The following is an 18166-nucleotide window of genomic DNA, read 5'->3' on the forward strand; positions in this document are numbered from 1 at the left end:
TCCCGGGGCGCCGTTCTCGCGTGTGCGGGTGCTGACTAAAAGGCGCGGAGCGTGGCGTGGAGGCCGCCGTCGATCAGGTCGCGGCGGAGGATGCCGCGCCGGCGCAGCACCGGCACGAGCTCGTCGAGCGTGCGGTGGATCGTCACGGGGTGGAGGTCGCCCCACAGCAAGATGCCGTCGTTGCCCCAGTCGCCCAGCTCGTCGATGAGATCGGCGAACTCGTCGGCCGTCCCGACGAAACCGGTGCGATCGGAGATCCGGCCGAGCCGCGCCAGCGCCGCGAGATGTGTCCGCAGCGGCGTGGAGGCCACGTCGCGGTCGCCGGCGAGTCGGCGGATGCTCCCCTGGGAGACGTGCTCGCCGAAGATCCCGAGATCCAGCGGCGCATCGAGGTCGAGCCCGGTGAGGTCCGTCTCGAGATCGCTCGACTGCCGCCGCGCGATCAGACGCAGCGTGTCGTCGTCGGGATCCGCGGCCGCCGCGACGAGGCGATCAGCTTCTGCTGCGCTCGCGACGATCGTGGGCTGGATCGCGAAGAGGATCTTGATGTCCTCCGGCGCGCGGCCCCGCTCGATGGCTGCGGCGTGGATGCGGGCGCGATACTCGCGCACGCTCTGTTCGTGGAGCGGCGCAAGAGCGAGCTGGATGTCGGAGTTCGCGCCGGCGAAGGCGAGACCCCGTCCGGATCCGCCCGGCGAGGCGATCACGGGTTCGCCATGCTCGAACGGGATGGCGTTGAGGGGACCGTCGAAGGCGAAATACTCGCCGCGGTGCCGGACAGCCTCCAGTCGCGAGCCGTCGGCGTAGACGCCCGAGACCGGATCGGTCACCAGCGCGCCGTCGCCCCAGCTCCGCCAGAGCGCACGAAGCCCGCTCAACCACTCCTCGGCGCGATCGTAGGCGGCATCGTGACCGAGTTGCGGCGCATCCCCGAAATGGCGTGCGCTGGCGGTGTCGGTCACGACGTTGAGCCCGAGACGGTGGCCGGACAGGTGCTGCAGGGTCGCGAACTGCCGAGCCGCGGTGTACGGCAGGTAGGCGGCGGGATTGACGGTGGGGATGATCCCCAGATGCGTCGTGGCGGCGAAGAGATACGGCGCGAGAAGCAGCGGATCGTGCTTGGGACCGCCGAACGCGTGCCGCACGCGGAGATCGATCGTGGCCGCCGAGCCGAGCGAGGGGGCGTCCTCGATCAGCACGAAGTCGAACCCGGCGCGCTCCAGCTCGCGCGCCGACTGCTGATACAGATCGGGCGATGTCCAGCGCCAGTCCCAGTCCAGCGAGGGGCTCCCCCAACCGTGCGGACCGAATCCCCGCGCGAGGAACCAGCCGAAGTGCTGCGGCCTGCTCATACCGTCACCTGCGCGTGTGCGGACGAAAGTGGGCCGCCCACCGCAGCACCGGAGGCGGCGAGCGCGGTCGCGAGGTCGGCGATGAGGTCGGAGGCGTCCTCGATGCCGATCGAGAGACGGAGCGTTCCCGGGAACACGCCGACCGCGGCCTGCTCTTCTTCGCTCAGCTGCAGGTGACTCGTGGTGCCGGGGTGCAGCACGAGCGAGCGGACATCGCCCAGGTGCGTCATGTGCGTGAACACCTCCAGCGCCTCGACGAAGCGCCGCGCCGTGGACTCGTCACCGGCGAGCGTGATCGTGAAGACCGATCCGAAGCCCCGCGGCAGGATCTCGGTGGCCAGCTCGTGATCGGGGTGAGAGGGAAGGCCCACATAGTCGACGGCCGCGATCCCCGGCTGCTTCTCGAGCCACCGGGCCACGGCGAGCGCGTTGGCGGACTGACGGTCCACGCGAAGACTCAGCGTCTCGATGCCCTGCGCGATGAGGAAGGCGTTCAGCGGCGACGGCGTGGGGCCGAGGCGGGGCGCCACGCTCTCGCGGGCGTACGCGAGGCGGGCATTCCCGCCGACCCGGTCGGCGATGCTGGGCGCCCCCCGCCGGCCCGGTGCGACGAGGTGCGGGAAGAGCGCACCGGAAGCGATCGGGTCGAACCGGCCGCTGTCGACGATCGCACCGCCGAGCACCGCTCCCTGCCCGGCGAGGAACTTGCTGGCCGAGTGGACGACGACATCGGCTCCGTGCTCGATGGGACGGAACAGGTAGGGCGTCGCGAACGTGTTGTCGATGACGAGCGGGATCCCCCGCTCACGCCCGACGCGCGAGATCGCGGCCACATCGATGAGGCGATTGGTGGCGTTGGAGATCGACTCGGCGAACAGCAGTCGGGTCTCGGGGCGGATGGCGGCCGCCCACGCGGCGGGATCGCGGATGTCGTCGACGAAATCGACCTCGATCCCCAGGCGCGACAGATTGTCGAGGAAGAGGCCGCGCGTTCCCTCGTAGATGTGTCTCGACGACACGATGTGGTCGCCGGCTCCGGCAAGGCTCAGCACCGCGACGGTGGTGGCGGCTTGGCCGCTCGCGAGGAGTAGCGCCCCGCTCCCACCCTCGAGCGACGCGAGCGCGGACTCGGCGGAGGAGACGGTGGGATTGCCGGTGCGCGTGTAGGCGAAGCCGTCGCCGGCCCCGAAGTGCGCCGTGGCCTGCTCATACTCGTCGAACGAGAACCCTGCCGTCAGGTAGATGGGGGTCACCCGCGGCGAGCCTCCGTGGGCGCGGTCACCGTCGTGCACCTGTCGCGTGGTGAACCCGCGATCCGTCGAACCACCGCTCATGCGCGCCCTTCCTTCCGGCCGGGCCTCACCCGCCGAGAGACATCATGCGGTCGCGCGGAGCAGTTCGCCTATTCGCGGTGTCGCCGTGTTACGCGCCGCCGTCCCACCGTCGCAGGGCACGCTCGGCGAGAAAGGTCACCCACTTCGAGGGCTCGCCCGGGGCAACGTCGTGCGTGACCCACGTGTCGCCTCCGAACCGCCAGCCCTGATCCCAGCGGCCGTCGTCGCGTCGCGCTGCCCGCAGACGCTCCACCGCCTCTTCGGCGCGGGAGTCGTTCGGTGCGCCATCCCACTCCGCAGCCTCGGTGACGTGGTCCACCGCCTTGAGCAGGGTGAAGGGCGCGCGATACGGGTACACGATGAGGTCGGTCCACCGTCCCACCTGTTCTCCCGTCGATGCCCGGTAACGGAGCCGCCGACTCAGCAGGTATTCCTCACCGCGGTGCCGCGCATCGCGGACGCTCGTGTCGCCGGTGAGCTTCTCGTAGGCCAGGAGCCCGCGCACCGCGTTGATCGTGGAGTGGAACGATGACCGAGCCGAGCCTTCCACCCATTCGCAGTTCCACCCGCCGTCAGCGAGCGCGTGGGAGGTGAACCACGCCGCGAGGTGTGACATGTCCTCGCCCAGCCACGCACCGTTGGCGAGCGTCATGGCGTTGATGCACACGTCCACCTCTCCGTCCCAGTAGGGGAGGTCGTCGTACTCCCACCGGCTGTGCACACGGAGCTTGCCGGCGGTGCCATCGAGGACGCGGGGGTCGAGCCCCCACTCGCGCAGACTCGTCAGGGTCCACGTGGTGGCGGTGTAGGGCTGGTCGTCCTGCGGCGGATGCTCGGTCATCGTCGCGGGGAAGAACGCCCCACCGGCCCACTGTCCGTCGTCGTCCTGGTGCGACAGGAGCGTCGCGCCGTCTCCCTCGACCGCGATGCGCGCCCGCGTCGGCTCCCAGACCTCGCTCGGAAGATCGAGCAGGTCTCGTTGCACCTGCCATCGAAGGGTGGGATCGGAATCCTGCAGCCATTCGAGGACGGTCGCCGACGTCATGCGCTCACGCTACGCCGGGGCGCCGACACCGTGGAAGCGCCCTGCACAGACGCATCAGCCGCGCGCGAGGATCTCCCCGTGCGGCATCAGCAGCCATCCATCCTCGCTGTCCGCCCACTCCCGCCATCCGGCGCTGATGCGTTCGAGCGCTGCCCGATCGGCGATCCCCCGGCGAAGGACGTTCTCGGCGAACGAGGAGTGCAACGCCCGGTCGGCCCAGGCGCCGCCCCACCACTGGCGCGCCTCCGGGCTCTCGAAGAGCCAGATGGAGGCGGACGAGGTCACCTCGGCGAATCCCGCCTCCCGCGCCCAGGCCTTCAGCCGGCGGCCCGCGGCCGGCTCGCCGCTCGTGGCGCGATGACCGGCGAGGTAGACCTCGCGCCATTCGTCGAGCCCCGGCGGCTGCGGCCACCAGATCACGCCCTCGTAGTCGACTTCGCGCACGGCGACGACGCCATCGGGCGTGCGCACGCGACGGAACTCGCGGAGCGCGTCGACGGGACGGCTCAGGTGCTGCAGCACCTGATGCGCGTGCACGACATCCCACTCCTCGTCGCCCGACGAGAGCGCGTAGGCATCGTCGACGGCGTATTCCAGGTTCTCGATCCCGAGGTCCACGCGATCCGCCTCAGCGGCCTCGATGACGTCCGCCGCCGCGTCCACGGCTCTCACGCGACCGGGCGCGACGGCGCGGGCCAGGTCGATCGTGATGGTTCCCGGCCCGGCACCCACATCGAGGACGGACATCCCGGGACGCAGCTCGGGGAGGAGATACGCGGCCGAGTTCGCCGCCGTGCGCCGGCGGTGCACCCGCAGGACGCTCTCGTGATGTCCGTGTGTGTAGTCGTCGGCCATCCCCCCATCATGCGGCCTGCGCGGCGCGCGCGATGTCACATGTCGGTCGGCGTCCACTCCGAGACGGCGTCGAGGTCGGCGACCTCCTCGGCGGTGAGATCGACACGCGCACCATCGAGGAGGTCGGCGACTTGCGACACCCGCGACGCGGACGCGATGGGGGCGACGACAGCCGGCTTCGCGCGGAGCCAGGCCAGCGCCGTCGCCGCGATGGAGACCCCGTGCGCGGCGCCGATGCGCTCGAGGGTGTCGATGATCTGGAGTCCCTGCGGCGTGGCGTACTCGACGGCGGCACGGGCCCGCGGCGAGTCGTGGCCATCGACCTCCGGCGAGCGGTACTTGCCGGTGAGGAAGCCCTTCGCGAGCGCGAAGTAGGGCACGAGGCCGAGACCGTTGTCCTCCGCGAACGGCACGATGTCGCTCTCGATCTCCCGGTGCACGAGGTTGTAGTGCGGCTGGATGGCGACGGGCTCGGCGACACCCAGTTCGCGCGCGATCCGCACCCACTCGGCGATCCGGTCGGCGGAGTAGTTGGAGACGGCCGTGTAGCGCACCAGGCCGTCCTCGACGAGGCGGCCGAATGCGGCGACGGTCTCCTCGAGCGGAGTGTCGGCGTCGTCGAAGTGCGCGTAGTAGAGGTCGATCCGCTCGACGCCGAGTCGCTGCAGCGACGCCTCGGCGGCCGCGCGGACGTTGGTCGCCGACAGCCCCCGGAAATCGGGGTGCTGGCTGACCTTGGTCGCCACCACCACGTCGTTCGAGGCGCCACGGGACGCCAGCCACTCGCCGATGAGGGTCTCGCTCTCGCCACCGGTATTGCCCGGCACCCACGCGCTGTAAGAGTCGGCCGTGTCGATGAAGTCGCCCCCTCCCTCGCGGAAGGCATCGAGCACGGCGAACGAGGTGTCGCGGTCGGCGGTCCAACCGAACACGTTGCCGCCGAGGGCGAGGGGGAAGACGTCGAGGTCAGAGGATCCGATGCGGGTCATACTCGTGACCCTACGCTCCGCCGACGACGTCGCGGCCTGCAGATGACGAGGTTTTACATTCAGAGGAATGCACCGAGCCGGCGTATCGTTGACACCGACATGCAACGCTTCGGAACTCTCTCGTTCGGCCATTACGGGCCCCTCGGCGGCGGGCGCGAGCTCACCGCCCGCGACTCGCTCCACCAGGCGATCGACCTCGCGCAGGGCATGGACGACCTCGGGGTCAACGGCGTCGCGTTCCGCGTGCACCACTTCGCGCGCCAGCAGGCCTCTCCCATGCCGCTTCTGGCGGCGATCGCCGCGACCACCCGGCGGATCGAGGTCGGCACGGGCGTCGTCGACATGCGCTACGAGAACCCGCTCTACCTCGCCGAGGAGGCCGCCGCCGTCGACCTCATCTCCGACGGCCGGCTGGCGCTCGGCATCAGCCGCGGCTCACCCGAGACCGTCGTCCGCGGATACGAGGCGTTCGGCTACACCGGGTCGGAAGACCCGCGCGGAGCCGACATGGCACGCGAGAAGTTCGACCTGTTCCTGCGCGCGATCGAGGGGGAGCCTCTCGCCGAGCGCGATGCGACCAGTCCCTTCGGGGGCGGGTCGGGACGCCAGCGCATCGAGCCCTACTCCGAGGGCCTGCGCTCGCGGATCTGGTGGGGAGCCGGCACCCGCGAGACCGCGGAATGGGCGGGGCGCAAAGGCGTGAACCTCATGTCGTCGACTCTCGTGACCGAAGCCGACGGCCGCCCGTTCGACCTGCTGCAGGCCGAGCAGCTCGACCTCTTCCGCGCCGCGTGGAAGGAGGCGGGTCACGCGGGCACGCCGCGCACCTCGGTGAGCCGCTCGATCTTCCCGATCACGACGGCGGAGGACGAGCTGTACTTCGGCCACTCCGCCGAAGGCGATGGCATCGGCTACATCGACGGCTTCCGGTCGACCTTCGGCAAGACCTATGCCGCCGCACCCGACGTGCTCGTGGAGCAGCTGCGCCAGGACGCCGCCGTCATGTCGGCCGACACGCTCATGCTCACGATCCCGAGCCAGTTGGGTGTGGAGTTCAACCTCCGCATCGTCGAGTCCTTCGCGAGGCATGTCGCGCCGGCGCTGGGGTGGGAGCCGACCACCACGAGCTGAGGCCGCTCCCGTCGGTCCGAACCGGCCGTCTAGGTTGGAGGGATGGCCGTGACGTTCACCCCCATCGACCCGGAGGGAGCGGACCGCGACGAGCTCGTCGCGTTCATGACCTCGCAGACCTTCCCCTTCCACGTGCGCACCTCTCCCACCGCGGAGCAGATCTCCGACGCGATCGCGGCGGGCGCGTACCGCGACGACGACAACGCGTCGTTCTGGATCGATCACGCCGAGCATGGTCGCGTCGGGTTCTTCCGCTTCGAGGACCTCTCCGAGGACACCCCGTTGTTCGACCTGCGCCTCGCCGAGCAGTGGCGCGGACGCGGGCTCGGCGGTGAGATCCTCGCGGCGGCGACCGAGCGGGTGTTCACGACGATGCCCGAGGTGCGCCGCTTCGAGGGGCAGACGCGCGAGGACAACGTCGCGATGCGCCGGGTGTTCGTCCGCGCCGGGTGGGTGCAGGAGGCGTACTACCGCGAGGGCTGGCCGGTCGAGGGCGGGGAACCCGTGGCTTCCGTCGCATACAGCGTGCTGCGTCGCGACTGGGAGTCCGGCACGGTCACGCCCGTGGTGTGGGACGCGGCCTCCGCGTGAAGGGCACCGGCGGGGCCCGGATCCTCGTCACCGGCATGTCGGGGGCGGGTAAGAGCTCGCTCCTCCGCGAGCTCGCGAGCCGCGGCATCACGACCGTCGACACCGACTACGGCGACTACGTCGACGCCGACGGCCGCTGGAACGACGAACGCGTCCGCGCGCTGCTGGACGCTCACCGCTCGATCGTCGTGTCGGGCACCGTCGAGAACCAGGGCGACTACTACGACCGGTTCGACCACGTCGTCCTGCTGAGCGCACCGCTAGCCGTCCTGCTCGCCCGCGTGGCGGCACGCACCGACAACCCGTACGGACAGACGGGGGAGGACCGCGACGAGATCCGGCGGCACGTCGCCGAGGTCGAGCCGCTCCTCCGCCGCGGCGCCGACGTCGAGCTCGACGGCACTCAGCCGCTCACTGACCTGGCCGATGCGGTGGAACGCCTCCTGCGCTCAGGCTCAGCGGAGGTTCGGGACGCGGTGTTCCCGCGCGACCTGTCGTCGGTGTCCGCTCTGCTGGAGGACTACCTCGTCCAGACGGAGCGAGAGAAAGCCGACCACGGCCTGGCCGCTCCCTCCGACGAGCTTCCCGCGCGTTATGCGCGCGAGGTCGACGATCCCGCGAGCGCGTTCCGGGGTGTCCGCGTGATGCTCGCCTCGGTCGCGGGCACAGACTGCGGCATCATCGTCACGGCCGCGATCCCCGGCGGCTCGGAGATCAAGCGCTTCTGGACGACTCCCCCGGCGCGCGGCCGGGGTGCGGGAGCGGCACTCCTCGACGCCGCGCTCGCCGCGGCTCCCCCACCCGTCCGCTTGTCGGTGTGGGAGTGGCGGACACCGGCGATCGAGCTGTACCGGAGGCGCGGCTTCGAGGTGGTCGCACCCGCCGACGCGTGGGATTCGCGTCCCGGGATCCTCTGCCTCCGCCGCGGCTGACCATCACGTCCGCGCACACCGCTGCGCAGGAGGGTCAGCCCGCGACGCGCGTCCGGCGCCGCACGAGGGCGAAACCGACGAGGAGGGCGATCATGCCCCCGACGACGGCGAGTGCGGAACCGCCACCGGCGCCACCCGTGGCGGCGAGGGCATCGTCGGTCACCGTCAGCTCGGTCCAGGCCAGCACCGTGCCCGTGGGGTCGGCGACGACGAGGCGGTGCTCCCCCGCGGGCACGGTGACCGGGATCCGGACGGTGATCGTCCCGTCGGACCCGACGACGGCGGCACCGAGGTCGGTCGGTGCGGAGAAGAGCCACACCGCCACCGTCTCGCCGGCAAGGGCCGGATCGAGTCGCACCCGGAACGAGCTTCCCGCCCGGACGGTCGAGGGCGCCTGGATCGTCCCCCGGTTGGCCTCGGTCAGCTCCGACGGATCCGGGGCCACCCTCGCCGGCGCCGACGGACCGGGCGTCGCGGTCGCTGACGGATTCGGCGTCGCGGACGGCTTCGGCGTCGCGGACGGCTCGGGCGTCGCCGTCGGCCGCGGTGTCGGGGAGGGATCCGGCGTCGGCGACGGCTCGGGGGTCGGGCCCGTTCCCTCCTCGGTGCAGGAGAGGGTTCCGCCGCGGAGGGAGAAGCCATCGGTGTCGGCGTCGTCGGCGTAGAACGTCGCGGCCTTACCGTCGACGCACGCGGAGGCGATCGCGAACCCCTCGTTGGCGACGTTGGCCGCCTCCGCCGGCCGCGCATACACGGCCGTCGGAACGAATGCCCCGGTCTCGTCGATCTCGTAGGTGGCGCTCCGACCGTCGCAGGCCTCGTCACACACCACCCACAGCCGGTCACGGTCGAACTCCAGCTCCGCGACGAGCGCGAAGTCCGTGTCGATCGTCGCGATGCGCGCGAACGAGCCGTCATCCATCAGCACATAGGCGTATGCCGCAGCGGTGCCTTCGACGCCGACGAAGAAGACGCCCTGTCCGTGACCCGTATAGTCGCCGGGCGCATACGCGCGTCCGGTGCGCTCGTCCACGAAGCCGCGCGCGACCAGCCAGCTGTCGGGGATCCAGGTGATGCCCTCAAGCCCGGCGTTGGCGCCGAGCCCCGGGAAGTCGGCCGCGAGGTTCCACTCGGCATCCGCCGTCAGCTCGGTCCCGCTCGCCGCCGGATCGACGCGCAGCACGGCGGGGCGGCTCACCGAGCTCGCGTCGTTATTGCGCTCGCTGGAGATGTACACGTCGCCGCCGACCGCGACCACGCCTTCCGCGTCCACGGTTCCGCCGCCACCCGGATACCGGAGCTTCTTGCCCGACTCCCAACCGGTCTCCGGCAACCACCGGCTGCCCTGGGGCTGGAGGCGGTACAGCAGGCCGTTGCCGTTCTCGACGCCCCACAGCACGCCGTCGACCTCGTCGAGACCGCTGAGGTCGCCGCTGAAGGTGGCCTCCTCGTCGAGGATCCGCACGCTCGCGCCTCCCGGCCACGGCGAGACGACGACCTCGCCCGCACACCGGTTCGCCGCGGCGCGCGTCGACTCCGCCGTCACGGCGAAGGGCCCCGTGCCATCGCCGCAGCGCCCCCACGTCGTGGCGGCGTGCGTGGTCCACGAGGTCTGATCCAGCAGCGTCACCCCGTCGGTGTCGAACAGGTGCACGGCGTCCGCGCCGCCGAGCCCGAAGCCGAAGGCGCTCTCGTCGAGCACGAGGTAGCCCCGGGCGGGGATCGTCGCGCCGGAGGGCAGCATGTACCGGTGACCGGACACATCGGAGTCGGTGACGACGAGTGCTGCCGCCTCGACGGCGGTGTCGCTGAGGTTCACGAGCTCGATCCAGTCGCCCGGTGTCCCGCCGCTGGATTCCACTTCGTTGATCTTCACCGGGAGGGCGCAGTTGTTGGGCGCTCCCTTCGTGGTGACCGTGGTCTGCCGCATCTCACCGGTGCCATCGGGGCACCGGCCGTAGCTGGTCGCGGCGTGCACGGTCCAGGCGTAGGAGGCGACGAGAGTGGCGCCGTCGGGCGAGAAGACCCGCACCATGTCGGCGTTGCCGAGCCCGAAGTCGAATCCGGGCGAGTGGGCCGTCAGCTGGTCGACGAGGAGGATGCCCTGAGCCGGCACCACCGACCCCGCCGGGAGGACGTAGGCCTTCGCGTCGTCGTTGTCGCGCACGATGTAGCCGGTGAGGTCGAGCGGAGCGTCGCCGAGGTTGAACAGCTCGAACCAGTCGGTGTCGTCGCCGTTGGACTCCACCTCGTTCACCACGAGCACGCCCGACGCGGGGTCGGCGGTCGGTGACGCGGCGGGCGAGGATGGCGCCGGGGACGTCGGGGCCGTGCAGTCGTTGGCCGCTCCTGGAGTGGCAGCCGCGGTCGTGACGAACGACCCGGTGCCGTCGGGGCAGCGTCCGAAGGTCGTCGCGGCGTGCTGGGTCCACGAGTACTCGTCGACGAGCGACTCGCCGTCGGGGAGGTAGAGACGCGCGGCGTCTTCCTTGCCGAGTCCGAAGCTCATCTCGGGGGCGGTGACCACCACGAACCCGCCCGGCTCGATGACCGTGCCGCCTGGCAGCGCGTCGGTGCGAGAGGGGTCGTTGTCCTTGACGATCCAGCCCGAGACGTCGATGTCGGCGTCGGACGTGTTGGTCAGCTCGATCCAGTCCGACGCGTCGCCATTGGACTCGATCTCGTTGATGACGACGCCCGGGGGGACCGGTGCGGCCGAGGCCGTCGAGGCGGCACCGACGGCGCCGTATCCGATGCTGGCGATTCCGAGGAGGATCGCGACGGCAGCGGCGATGGGGGGACGAACACGCGACACGCGCGGGGAGGTGGCAGGCATCTCGCTCCAGAGGGGAGGGGCGGAAGGGAGGGTCGACATCGCGATCCGGACGGGCCCGGGTCGCCTTGCCTCCCGATGGTGACGTCCTCGGGCGAACGGCCGGGAAACAGAAGGCATCGCGACGGCAACCGACGACGAACATGGCCGAGCGGCGCGGTACCGCTCCCATCCACGACAACGCGGGCGACGCGCCCCACCCCCTCCGTTTTCAGGGGGGTGGGAAGAATCGCGGGGCTCCGCCTCTTCCCCCGGCCCGGAAGACCGTGAATAATAGTGGTATGACCACAGGGCGACCCGCCGGATACAGCGCGATCTCCAGCTACTCTCGCGTCGAGCTGCTGCACCTCATCCAGGAGCAGCAGCAGCGGACGATCACCGAACTCGTCGAAGCGACGGGGCTCCACCCGAACACGGTGCGCGAGCACCTCCAGCGACTCATCGAAGACGGCTACGTCGTCGCTATCCCGGAACTGCGCACGACGCGCGGCCGTCCGCGGGTGCTCTACAGCGCCGCCGACGGCACCGTCGCCTCCAGCCCCGTGCAACGCCGCAAGGTGAAGGCCGCGGCGGAGCGGGGCGACCTCATGCGTCGTGTGTTGCCCGGAGCGCCTCCGGAGCTCGACACCGAGGCACTCCACCAGGTGGACGCCCTCATCGACGACCTCATCGACGCGGGCTTCGATCCCCTCGTCGACGAGACCGAGCTCACGGTCGATCTCACCCCGTGCGCCCAGGCCGAGGCGCAGGCGGCGCACCGCGAGGTGCTCTGCAGCGTCCACCTCGGGCTCATGCAGAGCGTGCTGAGCGAGGCCGGCGGTCCGCTCTCGATCGACGGCATGCGCTCGTCGTGCGATCCCCGGCAGTGCGTCGTGCAGCTCGTCCACGCCGCGGCCGCGAGCTGATCCACCTCACCGGGTCTTTTTCACGGCTGGCTCCGCGGCCGGCTGGCAAAGGCCTGTGTACCTTCAGGCAATAGGAAGACCCACGCTCGGGGAGGGACTCGCATGGACTTTCTTGATCCACTGCTGCTGGCGCGCTGGCAGTTCGGACTGACCACTCTGTACCACTTCATCTTCGTTCCGCTGACGCTCGGGATGTCGCTGTTCGTCGCGATCTTCCAGACCGCGTGGTACCGGACGGCGAACGTGAAGTGGCTGTACCTGACGAGGTTCTTCGGGAAGATCTTCCTGATCAACTTCGCCATGGGCATCGTCACCGGCATCGTCCAGGAGTTCCAGTTCGGCATGAACTGGTCGTCCTACAGTCGCTTCGTCGGAGACGTGTTCGGAGCCCCCCTCGCCTTCGAGGGACTCATGGCGTTCTTCTTCGAGGCCACCTTCATCGGCCTGTGGATCTTCGGGTGGAACAAGCTTCCGCGCGGCCTCCACCTCGCGACGATCTGGATCACGGTCGCCGGCACGTGGCTCTCGGCCTACTTCATCCTCGCCGCCAACGCCTTCATGCAGAACCCGCAGGGCTTCAAGATGTCCGAGGAAGGACATCGCGCCGAGATGGCGAACTTCGGCGAGGTGCTCACCAACCCCGTCGCCCTGACGCAGTTCCCCCACACGATCTTCTCCGCGATCATGTTCGCCGCCGGAGTCATGGTGGCCGTCGCCGCCTGGCACCTCTCGCGCAAGCAGCATGAAGAGATGATGCGCCCGGCGCTCCGCCTCGGACTGTGGTCGGTCGTCATCGCGTTCGCCGGCGTGGCGCTCTCGGGCGACCAGCTCGGTCTCGTGATGGTCCAGACGCAGCCGATGAAGATGGCCGCCGCTGAAGCGCTCTTCAACAACGCGTGCGGCGCGAACGCCTCGTTCTCCCTGTTCTCGATCGGAACGCCCGACGGCACGAGCGAGATCTGGTCACTGCGCGTGCCGCACCTGCTCGCCTTCCTCTCCACTCACGATCTGAACGGCTGCGTCGAGGGCATCAACGACCTCAACGCGAAGTACGCGACCGAGCTGTTCCCGCAGTTCGCCGACCAGGTCGACGGCAACTTCGCGCCGATCCTGTGGGTCACCTACTGGTCGTTCCGCTGGATGATGGGCTTCGGCGGTCTCGCCGCCCTCATCGCCGTCGTCGGCCTCTGGGTCACCCGCAAGAACGCCAAGCGTCCGGTCGCCGGCTGGATGTGGAAGATCGCCATCTGGCAGGCGCCGCTGGCCCTCCTCGGCATCCTGGTCGGGTGGGTGTTCACCGAGATGGGGCGCCAGCCCTGGATCGTCTTCGGCCAGATGCTCACGCAGGACGGCGTCTCGCCGAGCGTCCCCGGCTGGACGGTGCTCATCTCGCTGATCGCGTTCACGCTGATCTACCTCATCCTCGCGGTCGTCGAGTTCGGTCTCATCTTCAAGACCGTCAAGACCGGCCCCGACCCGCTGCCCGGACCGGACGACCCCGATCCGTCCGATCTCTCGGTCGACCAGACCCCGTCGACGGTGTACTAGGAGCCCGCCATGGATCTCGCCTACCTCTGGTTCTTCATCGTCGGAGTGCTGTTCGTCGGCTACTTCGTGCTCGACGGCTTCGACTTCGGCGTCGGGATGTCGCTTCCCTTCCTCGGCAAGGACGAAGTGTCGCGCCGCCAGGTCATCAACACGATCGGCCCTGTCTGGGACCTCAACGAGACCTGGGTCATCGTCGCCGGCGCGTGCCTGTTCGCGGCATTCCCCGAGTGGTACGCCACGCTGTTCAGCGGGTTCTACCTCGCCCTGCTGCTCATCCTGCTGGCGCTCATCGCCCGTGGCGTGTCGTTCGAGTACCGGCACCAGCGCGATGACCCCCGCTGGAAGCGGCGCTTCGACTGGATGATCGTGATCGGCTCGGCCCTTCCGGCGCTCCTGTGGGGCGTGGCGGTCGCCAACATCGTGCAGGGCGTCCCGATCGACGCCGACCACGAGTTCACGGGCTCGCTGTTGACGCTCCTCAACCCGTACGGGCTGTGGGTCGGCGTCACGACCCTGCTGCTCTTCTTCCTGCACGGCGTCTACTTCGTCGGCCTGAAGACCGACGGGCAGGTGCATCACGACGCGCAGGCGCTCGGCAAGAAGCTCGCGATCCCGACGGTGATCTTCGCGGCCGGGACGGTCGTCTGGACGATCTTCCTCGCTGCCGGACGCGAGGCTCCGCTCCTGTGGGCCGTGATCGCCTGCGGCGCGATCGCCGCCGTCGCCCTCCTCGTCTCGGTGTTCTTCAACTGGGCCGACCGTGACGGCCGTGCGTTCGCCGCCGGTGCGGTGACGATCGTCTTCGCCGTGCTGACCTTGTGGCTCGCGCTGTTCCCGTTCGTCATGCCGTCCTCGACGGACCTGGCGAACAACAGCCTCACGATCTCCAACGCGTCCAGCACCGAGATGACGCTCCAGATCATGTCGTGGGCGGCGCTCATCTTCCTGCCGCTCGTGCTCCTGTATCAGGGCTGGACCTACTGGGTGTTCCGCAAGCGCGTCACGCGATCGGTCATCGAGAAGGCGGAGGCCGCGGCGCACTGACCGCACACCGTGTTCACCGGGTTCCGGGGCGGCGAGGAGCGACACCTCGCCGCCCCGGCTCTTTTCCCCCCTCCCCCGCCCGCCCACACACCGACCGATCTGCGAGGATCGAAGAATGCCGGATGACGACACGACGAGAGCCCCCGCGCGCGGGCGCCCCGTCGATCCCCGGCTCCTGCGGTACGCGACAGCGGCACGCGGGTTCTTCGTCGTCATCGCCCTGATCGGGCTCGCTCAGACGGCAGTCACGATCGCCTTCGCCTGGACGCTCACGCGGGCGATCACGGGCGCGATCGAGCGCGAGCCTCTCACCGAGGTGCTGGGATGGTTGACGGCCACCATCGTGCTGCGCGCCCTCCTGCTGTGGGCACGCGATACCGTGTCGGCCCGCGCGGCCGCGCGCGTGCAGGCGCAGCTGCGCGGCACCCTCGTCGACGCCGTGGGGACGCTCGGGCCCGGGTGGCTCGAGACGCAGAACAGCGCACGGCTGGCGGTCACCGCCGGTCGGGGCCTGGAAGCGCTCGACGCCTACTTCGCGCGTTATCTTCCGCAGCTGACGCAGACGATGATCGCGACGCCGATCATCCTGGCGGTCATGTGGTGGCAGGACTGGATCTCGGGTCTCACGGTGCTGCTGACCCTCCCCCTCATCCCGCTGTTCATGATCCTCATCGGATTGGCGACCCGATCGGTCCAGCAGAAGCAGTGGAACACCCTGGGACAGCTCGCTGCCCGGTTCGCCGATACCGTCCGGGGCCTGTCCACGCTGAAGGTGTTCGGCCGCCACCGCCGAGCGGTCACCTCGATCCGCACCGTCACCGATACGTACCGCCGGGAGACGATGCGCGTGCTGCGTGTGTCGTTCCTCTCGGGCTTCGCGCTGGAGCTCCTCGCCTCCATCGCCGTCGCCATCGTCGCCGTCACGATCGGGTTCCGCCTCATGGACGGGTCGTTGACGCTCGTGGTGGGTCTTTTCGTCCTCCTCCTCGCCCCCGAGGCGTACCTGCCGCTCCGGCAGGTCGGCGTGCAGTTCCACGCCGCCGCGGAGGGCGTGGCCGCCACCGACGACGTGTTCGCGGTGCTCGATGCCGCCCGTGACCTCCGGCGCGCGCCCACGCAGGCCGCGTGCGCCGACACCGGTACGGCGGTCGACGACCGCGCTCTCGAGGTGTGCGACCTGCGCGTCGTCCGCGGCGACCGCGAGCTGGCCCCGGTGTCGTTCACCGCCGCGCGCGGCACCGTGACCCTCATCGAGGGGCCGAGCGGCAGCGGGAAGTCGAGCCTCCTCGCGGCGCTCCGGGGAGCCGCTGCGTTCCGCGGCACCGCGACATTCGGAGGCGTGGGCGTCGACGTGCTCGATCCGGCCACGTGGATCGCGTGGGCAGGCCAGAACCCCGGTCTCATCGGCGGCACCGTCGCCGACAACGTCGCACTCGGCGAGGGGGACGGCGCGGGCGAGTCCGGCGCCCCCTCGCCACAGTCCTCCGGTTCCGACCGCGACGCGCGTGTCCGCGACGCACTGTCCCGCGCCGGTGCGGCCGAGATCGAGCCGGACCGTGTGCTCGGAGTGCAGGGGGCCGGACTGTCGGGCGGGCAGTCGCAGCGGGTCGCGGTGGCCCGCGCGATCCATCACCACCTCCACCACCGCGTGCCCGTCCTCGCGCTGGACGAGCCCAGCGCCGCCCTCGATCCCTTCACCGAGGCCGAGCTGTGGTCGCAGGTGCGCCGCCTGGCCGACGAGGGCGCGATCGTCCTCCTCGTCTCCCACCGCACCTCGGCCCGCGCGATCGCCGACCACGTGCTCGACTACTCCGCGGAGCCCGCGGGCGTGCCCTTCCCTGAGGGGGTGGACGCATGACCTCGGCCGCCGACATCCTCCGGGGCGCGATGCCGTCCGCTCGCCGATTCTGGCCCGGGGCGGCGTCCGGATTCGCGTCCGAGGCGTCGGCTGTCGCGCTCCTCGCCGTCAGCGCCTGGCTCATCGTCCGCGCAAGCGAACAGCCGCTGCTCATGTACATCTCGGCGGCCGTCGTGGGGGTGCGGATGTTCGCCCTCACGCGCGCCGCGTTCCGGTACACCGAGCGTCTCGCGAGCCACGACGCGGCCCTTCGGCAACTCGCCGACACCCGCACCGACCTCGTGCGGCGGCTCGTGCCCCTCGCCCCGGACGGCCTGACCCGCACGCGGCGCGGCTCGGTGCTGGGCGCGCTCGTCGACGACGTCGACGAGCTCCAGAACCTGCCCCTGCGCGTCGTGCTCCCGCTCGTCTCGTCGACCGCGGTCGCGCTGGGCGCGGTCGTGCTGATCGCGTTCGTGTGGTGGCCCGCCGCCCTCACCCTGCTCGGGTGTCTCGTGATCGCGGCGGCGGCGGCATCTGCGTGGGGCTGGGCCTCCGGGTCGCGCGCGGAGAGGTCGATCGCCCCCCTGCGGGCCGCCCTGTCCGACGCCGTGACCGACCATCTCGGCAGCCTCGACGTGCTCGCGGCGTACGGCGCCGAGGCCGCCAGCCGCGAGCGCATCGCCCGCGCCGATCAGCGGCTCCGCCGGGCCGTCGTCCGGCGTGCCGGATCTCAGGCGGGAACCGCCGCCGTCGTCTCGCTCCTCGCGGGCGCGGCCTCCCTCCTCGCCGTCCTCGTGTCGGCACCGGCGATCGCCTCGGGCCATCTCGGCGGACCCGAGATGGCGGTCGCGGTGCTCGTTCCCATGGCCGTCTTCGAGGTGTTCGCGGCCGTCCCCTTGGCCGCGGCCTCGTGGCGGCAGGTGCGCGCCGCCGCGACGCGTATCGCCGACGCCGTCCCCGCCGACGTTCCCGCCGAGCTCCCCCGGGATCGCGAGCCGACCGGCCGGGCACCGGCGCTCGGCTCCGGGATTCGCCTGCGCGGCGTGACCGCACGGTGGCCGCACACCGCAGAACCGTCGCTCCACGGCGTCGACCTCGATGTCGCGCCCGGTGAGCGGCTGCTCGTCGTCGGCTCCAGCGGCGCCGGCAAGACGACCCTCGCGCATGTCTTGGTCCGCTTCCTCGAGATCGAGGGCCAGTACGCGATCGGGGACGCCGACGTCGCGACGCTCTCCCCCGATGACGTGCGCCTCACGGTGGGCCTGTGCGAGCAGAACCCGATGCTCTTCGACGAAGACATCCGTCAGAACCTCCTGTTCGCGCGCGACACCGCCACGGATGCGGAACTGGAGGCGGCGCTCGACGCCGTGGGACTCGGTGACTGGGTGCGCGAGCGTGGCGGACTCGACGCGCGCGTCGGCGAGCGGGGCGCCCTCGTCTCGGGCGGACAGGCCCAGCGCATCGCCTTGGCTCGGGCACTCCTCCACGGGTTCGACGTCCTCGTGCTCGATGAGCCGACCGCCGGCGTCGATCCCGCGGCCTCCGATGCCCTCCTTGCCGACCTGCTGACGGCGGTCGGGGACGACCGCGCCGTCGTCCTCATCTCCCATGTCCGCGTGCCCGACGGCCTCGTCGACCGCACGGTGCGGCTCGAGAACGGCCGCATCGCCGATTGACCGACGCGGGACACCGCGGCCTCGTCCGAGGAGCACAACGGCGGATCAGCGGCTCGACACGCCGAGGCACGAGCCGGTGAGGCCGGCGTGT

The 18166-nt window shown here is 70.7% G+C and carries 14 protein-coding genes; 8 read left to right on the top strand and 6 right to left on the bottom strand.

Translation table 11 applies throughout. The features are described 5' to 3' along the window. Nucleotides 1–35: 35 nt before the first annotated feature. From AVP41_RS07005 to AVP41_RS07025, 5 genes are all read right to left on the bottom strand, one after another. Nucleotides 36–1352, bottom strand: coding sequence for an LLM class flavin-dependent oxidoreductase (locus AVP41_RS07005; RefSeq protein ID WP_067162433.1), 1317 nt, complete (start codon nt 1350–1352; stop codon nt 36–38). After that, nucleotides 1349–2686, bottom strand: coding sequence for an O-acetylhomoserine aminocarboxypropyltransferase/cysteine synthase family protein (locus AVP41_RS07010; RefSeq protein ID WP_067162435.1), 1338 nt, complete (start codon nt 2684–2686; stop codon nt 1349–1351). The genes AVP41_RS07005 and AVP41_RS07010 overlap by 4 nt, the downstream gene beginning before the upstream one ends. Nucleotides 2687–2774: 88 nt before the next feature. Continuing rightward, a complete protein-coding gene (locus tag AVP41_RS07015; protein ID WP_067162437.1) occupies nt 2775–3731 on the bottom strand; it encodes a squalene cyclase in 957 nt (318 codons plus the stop codon). Between the two features lie 54 nt (nt 3732–3785). Next, nucleotides 3786–4586, bottom strand: a complete 801-nt coding sequence (locus AVP41_RS07020) for a methyltransferase domain-containing protein (protein ID WP_067162439.1) — start codon at nt 4584–4586, stop codon at nt 3786–3788. A 35-nt stretch (nt 4587–4621) separates the two neighbouring features. After that, nucleotides 4622–5575 carry an aldo/keto reductase gene (locus AVP41_RS07025; protein WP_067162441.1) on the bottom strand — a complete coding sequence of 318 codons (954 nt, stop codon included), beginning with the start codon at nt 5573–5575 and terminating at the stop codon, nt 4622–4624. A 99-nt stretch (nt 5576–5674) separates the two neighbouring features. Between AVP41_RS07025 and AVP41_RS07030 the strand changes: the two genes are divergently transcribed. The 3 genes from AVP41_RS07030 to AVP41_RS16810 are packed head-to-tail and all read left to right on the top strand — an operon-like array spanning nt 5675 to nt 8229. Next, nucleotides 5675–6706 carry an LLM class flavin-dependent oxidoreductase gene (locus AVP41_RS07030; protein WP_067162443.1) on the top strand — a complete coding sequence of 344 codons (1032 nt, stop codon included), beginning with the start codon at nt 5675–5677 and terminating at the stop codon, nt 6704–6706. A 42-nt stretch (nt 6707–6748) separates the two neighbouring features. Further along, nucleotides 6749–7297, top strand: a complete 549-nt coding sequence (locus AVP41_RS07035) for a GNAT family N-acetyltransferase (RefSeq protein WP_067162446.1) — start codon at nt 6749–6751, stop codon at nt 7295–7297. Continuing rightward, nucleotides 7276–8229 carry an AAA family ATPase gene (locus tag AVP41_RS16810; protein ID WP_197464267.1) on the top strand — a complete coding sequence of 318 codons (954 nt, stop codon included), beginning with the start codon at nt 7276–7278 and terminating at the stop codon, nt 8227–8229. The genes AVP41_RS07035 and AVP41_RS16810 overlap by 22 nt, the downstream gene beginning before the upstream one ends. Before the next feature lie 34 nt (nt 8230–8263). Here AVP41_RS16810 and AVP41_RS07045 read toward each other — a convergent pair whose 3' ends face one another. After that, nucleotides 8264–11065 carry a lamin tail domain-containing protein gene (locus AVP41_RS07045; protein ID WP_067162449.1) on the bottom strand — a complete coding sequence of 934 codons (2802 nt, stop codon included), beginning with the start codon at nt 11063–11065 and terminating at the stop codon, nt 8264–8266. Nucleotides 11066–11343: 278 nt separating this feature from the next. On the opposite strand from AVP41_RS07045, the gene AVP41_RS07050 reads away from it, so the two are divergent. The 5 genes from AVP41_RS07050 (at nt 11344) to cydC (ending at nt 18075) form a co-directional block, all read left to right on the top strand. Then, nucleotides 11344–11967 carry a helix-turn-helix transcriptional regulator gene (locus tag AVP41_RS07050; RefSeq protein ID WP_067162450.1) on the top strand — a complete coding sequence of 208 codons (624 nt, stop codon included), beginning with the start codon at nt 11344–11346 and terminating at the stop codon, nt 11965–11967. Nucleotides 11968–12069: 102 nt separating this feature from the next. Next, a complete protein-coding gene (locus AVP41_RS07055) occupies nt 12070–13515 on the top strand; it encodes a cytochrome ubiquinol oxidase subunit I (RefSeq protein ID WP_067162452.1) in 1446 nt (481 codons plus the stop codon). A 9-nt stretch (nt 13516–13524) separates the two neighbouring features. Next, nucleotides 13525–14559, top strand: a complete 1035-nt coding sequence (gene cydB / locus AVP41_RS07060) for a cytochrome d ubiquinol oxidase subunit II (protein WP_067162454.1) — start codon at nt 13525–13527, stop codon at nt 14557–14559. Between the two features lie 115 nt (nt 14560–14674). Next, nucleotides 14675–16417, top strand: coding sequence for a thiol reductant ABC exporter subunit CydD (gene cydD / locus AVP41_RS07065; RefSeq protein WP_067162456.1), 1743 nt, complete (start codon nt 14675–14677; stop codon nt 16415–16417). Then, a complete protein-coding gene (gene cydC / locus AVP41_RS07070; protein ID WP_067162458.1) occupies nt 16414–18075 on the top strand; it encodes a thiol reductant ABC exporter subunit CydC in 1662 nt (553 codons plus the stop codon). The genes cydD and cydC overlap by 4 nt, the downstream gene beginning before the upstream one ends. The last annotated feature ends 91 nt before the right edge of the window (nt 18076–18166 follow it).

The organism is Microbacterium sp. TNHR37B (assembly GCF_001620065.1).
GTDB lineage: Bacteria > Actinomycetota > Actinomycetes > Actinomycetales > Microbacteriaceae > Microbacterium.

What these genes read in the sequence shown, in the direction of transcription:
- AVP41_RS07005 (WP_067162433.1), bottom strand. Translation starts at nt 1,352, where the DNA reads ATGAGCAGGCCGCAGCACTTCGGCTGGTTCCTCGCGCGGGGATTCGGT.
- AVP41_RS07055 (WP_067162452.1), top strand. Translation starts at nt 12,070, where the DNA reads ATGGACTTTCTTGATCCACTGCTGCTGGCGCGCTGGCAGTTCGGACTG.
- cydB (WP_067162454.1), top strand. Translation starts at nt 13,525, where the DNA reads ATGGATCTCGCCTACCTCTGGTTCTTCATCGTCGGAGTGCTGTTCGTC.
- cydC (WP_067162458.1), top strand. Translation starts at nt 16,414, where the DNA reads ATGACCTCGGCCGCCGACATCCTCCGGGGCGCGATGCCGTCCGCTCGC.
- AVP41_RS07035 (WP_067162446.1), top strand. Translation starts at nt 6,749, where the DNA reads ATGGCCGTGACGTTCACCCCCATCGACCCGGAGGGAGCGGACCGCGAC.
- AVP41_RS07030 (WP_067162443.1), top strand. Translation starts at nt 5,675, where the DNA reads ATGCAACGCTTCGGAACTCTCTCGTTCGGCCATTACGGGCCCCTCGGC.
- AVP41_RS07050 (WP_067162450.1), top strand. Translation starts at nt 11,344, where the DNA reads ATGACCACAGGGCGACCCGCCGGATACAGCGCGATCTCCAGCTACTCT.
- AVP41_RS07025 (WP_067162441.1), bottom strand. Translation starts at nt 5,575, where the DNA reads ATGACCCGCATCGGATCCTCTGACCTCGACGTCTTCCCCCTCGCCCTC.
- AVP41_RS07015 (WP_067162437.1), bottom strand. Translation starts at nt 3,731, where the DNA reads ATGACGTCGGCGACCGTCCTCGAATGGCTGCAGGATTCCGATCCCACC.
- cydD (WP_067162456.1), top strand. Translation starts at nt 14,675, where the DNA reads ATGCCGGATGACGACACGACGAGAGCCCCCGCGCGCGGGCGCCCCGTC.
- AVP41_RS07020 (WP_067162439.1), bottom strand. Translation starts at nt 4,586, where the DNA reads ATGGCCGACGACTACACACACGGACATCACGAGAGCGTCCTGCGGGTG.
- AVP41_RS07010 (WP_067162435.1), bottom strand. Translation starts at nt 2,686, where the DNA reads ATGAGCGGTGGTTCGACGGATCGCGGGTTCACCACGCGACAGGTGCAC.
- AVP41_RS07045 (WP_067162449.1), bottom strand. Translation starts at nt 11,065, where the DNA reads ATGCCTGCCACCTCCCCGCGCGTGTCGCGTGTTCGTCCCCCCATCGCC.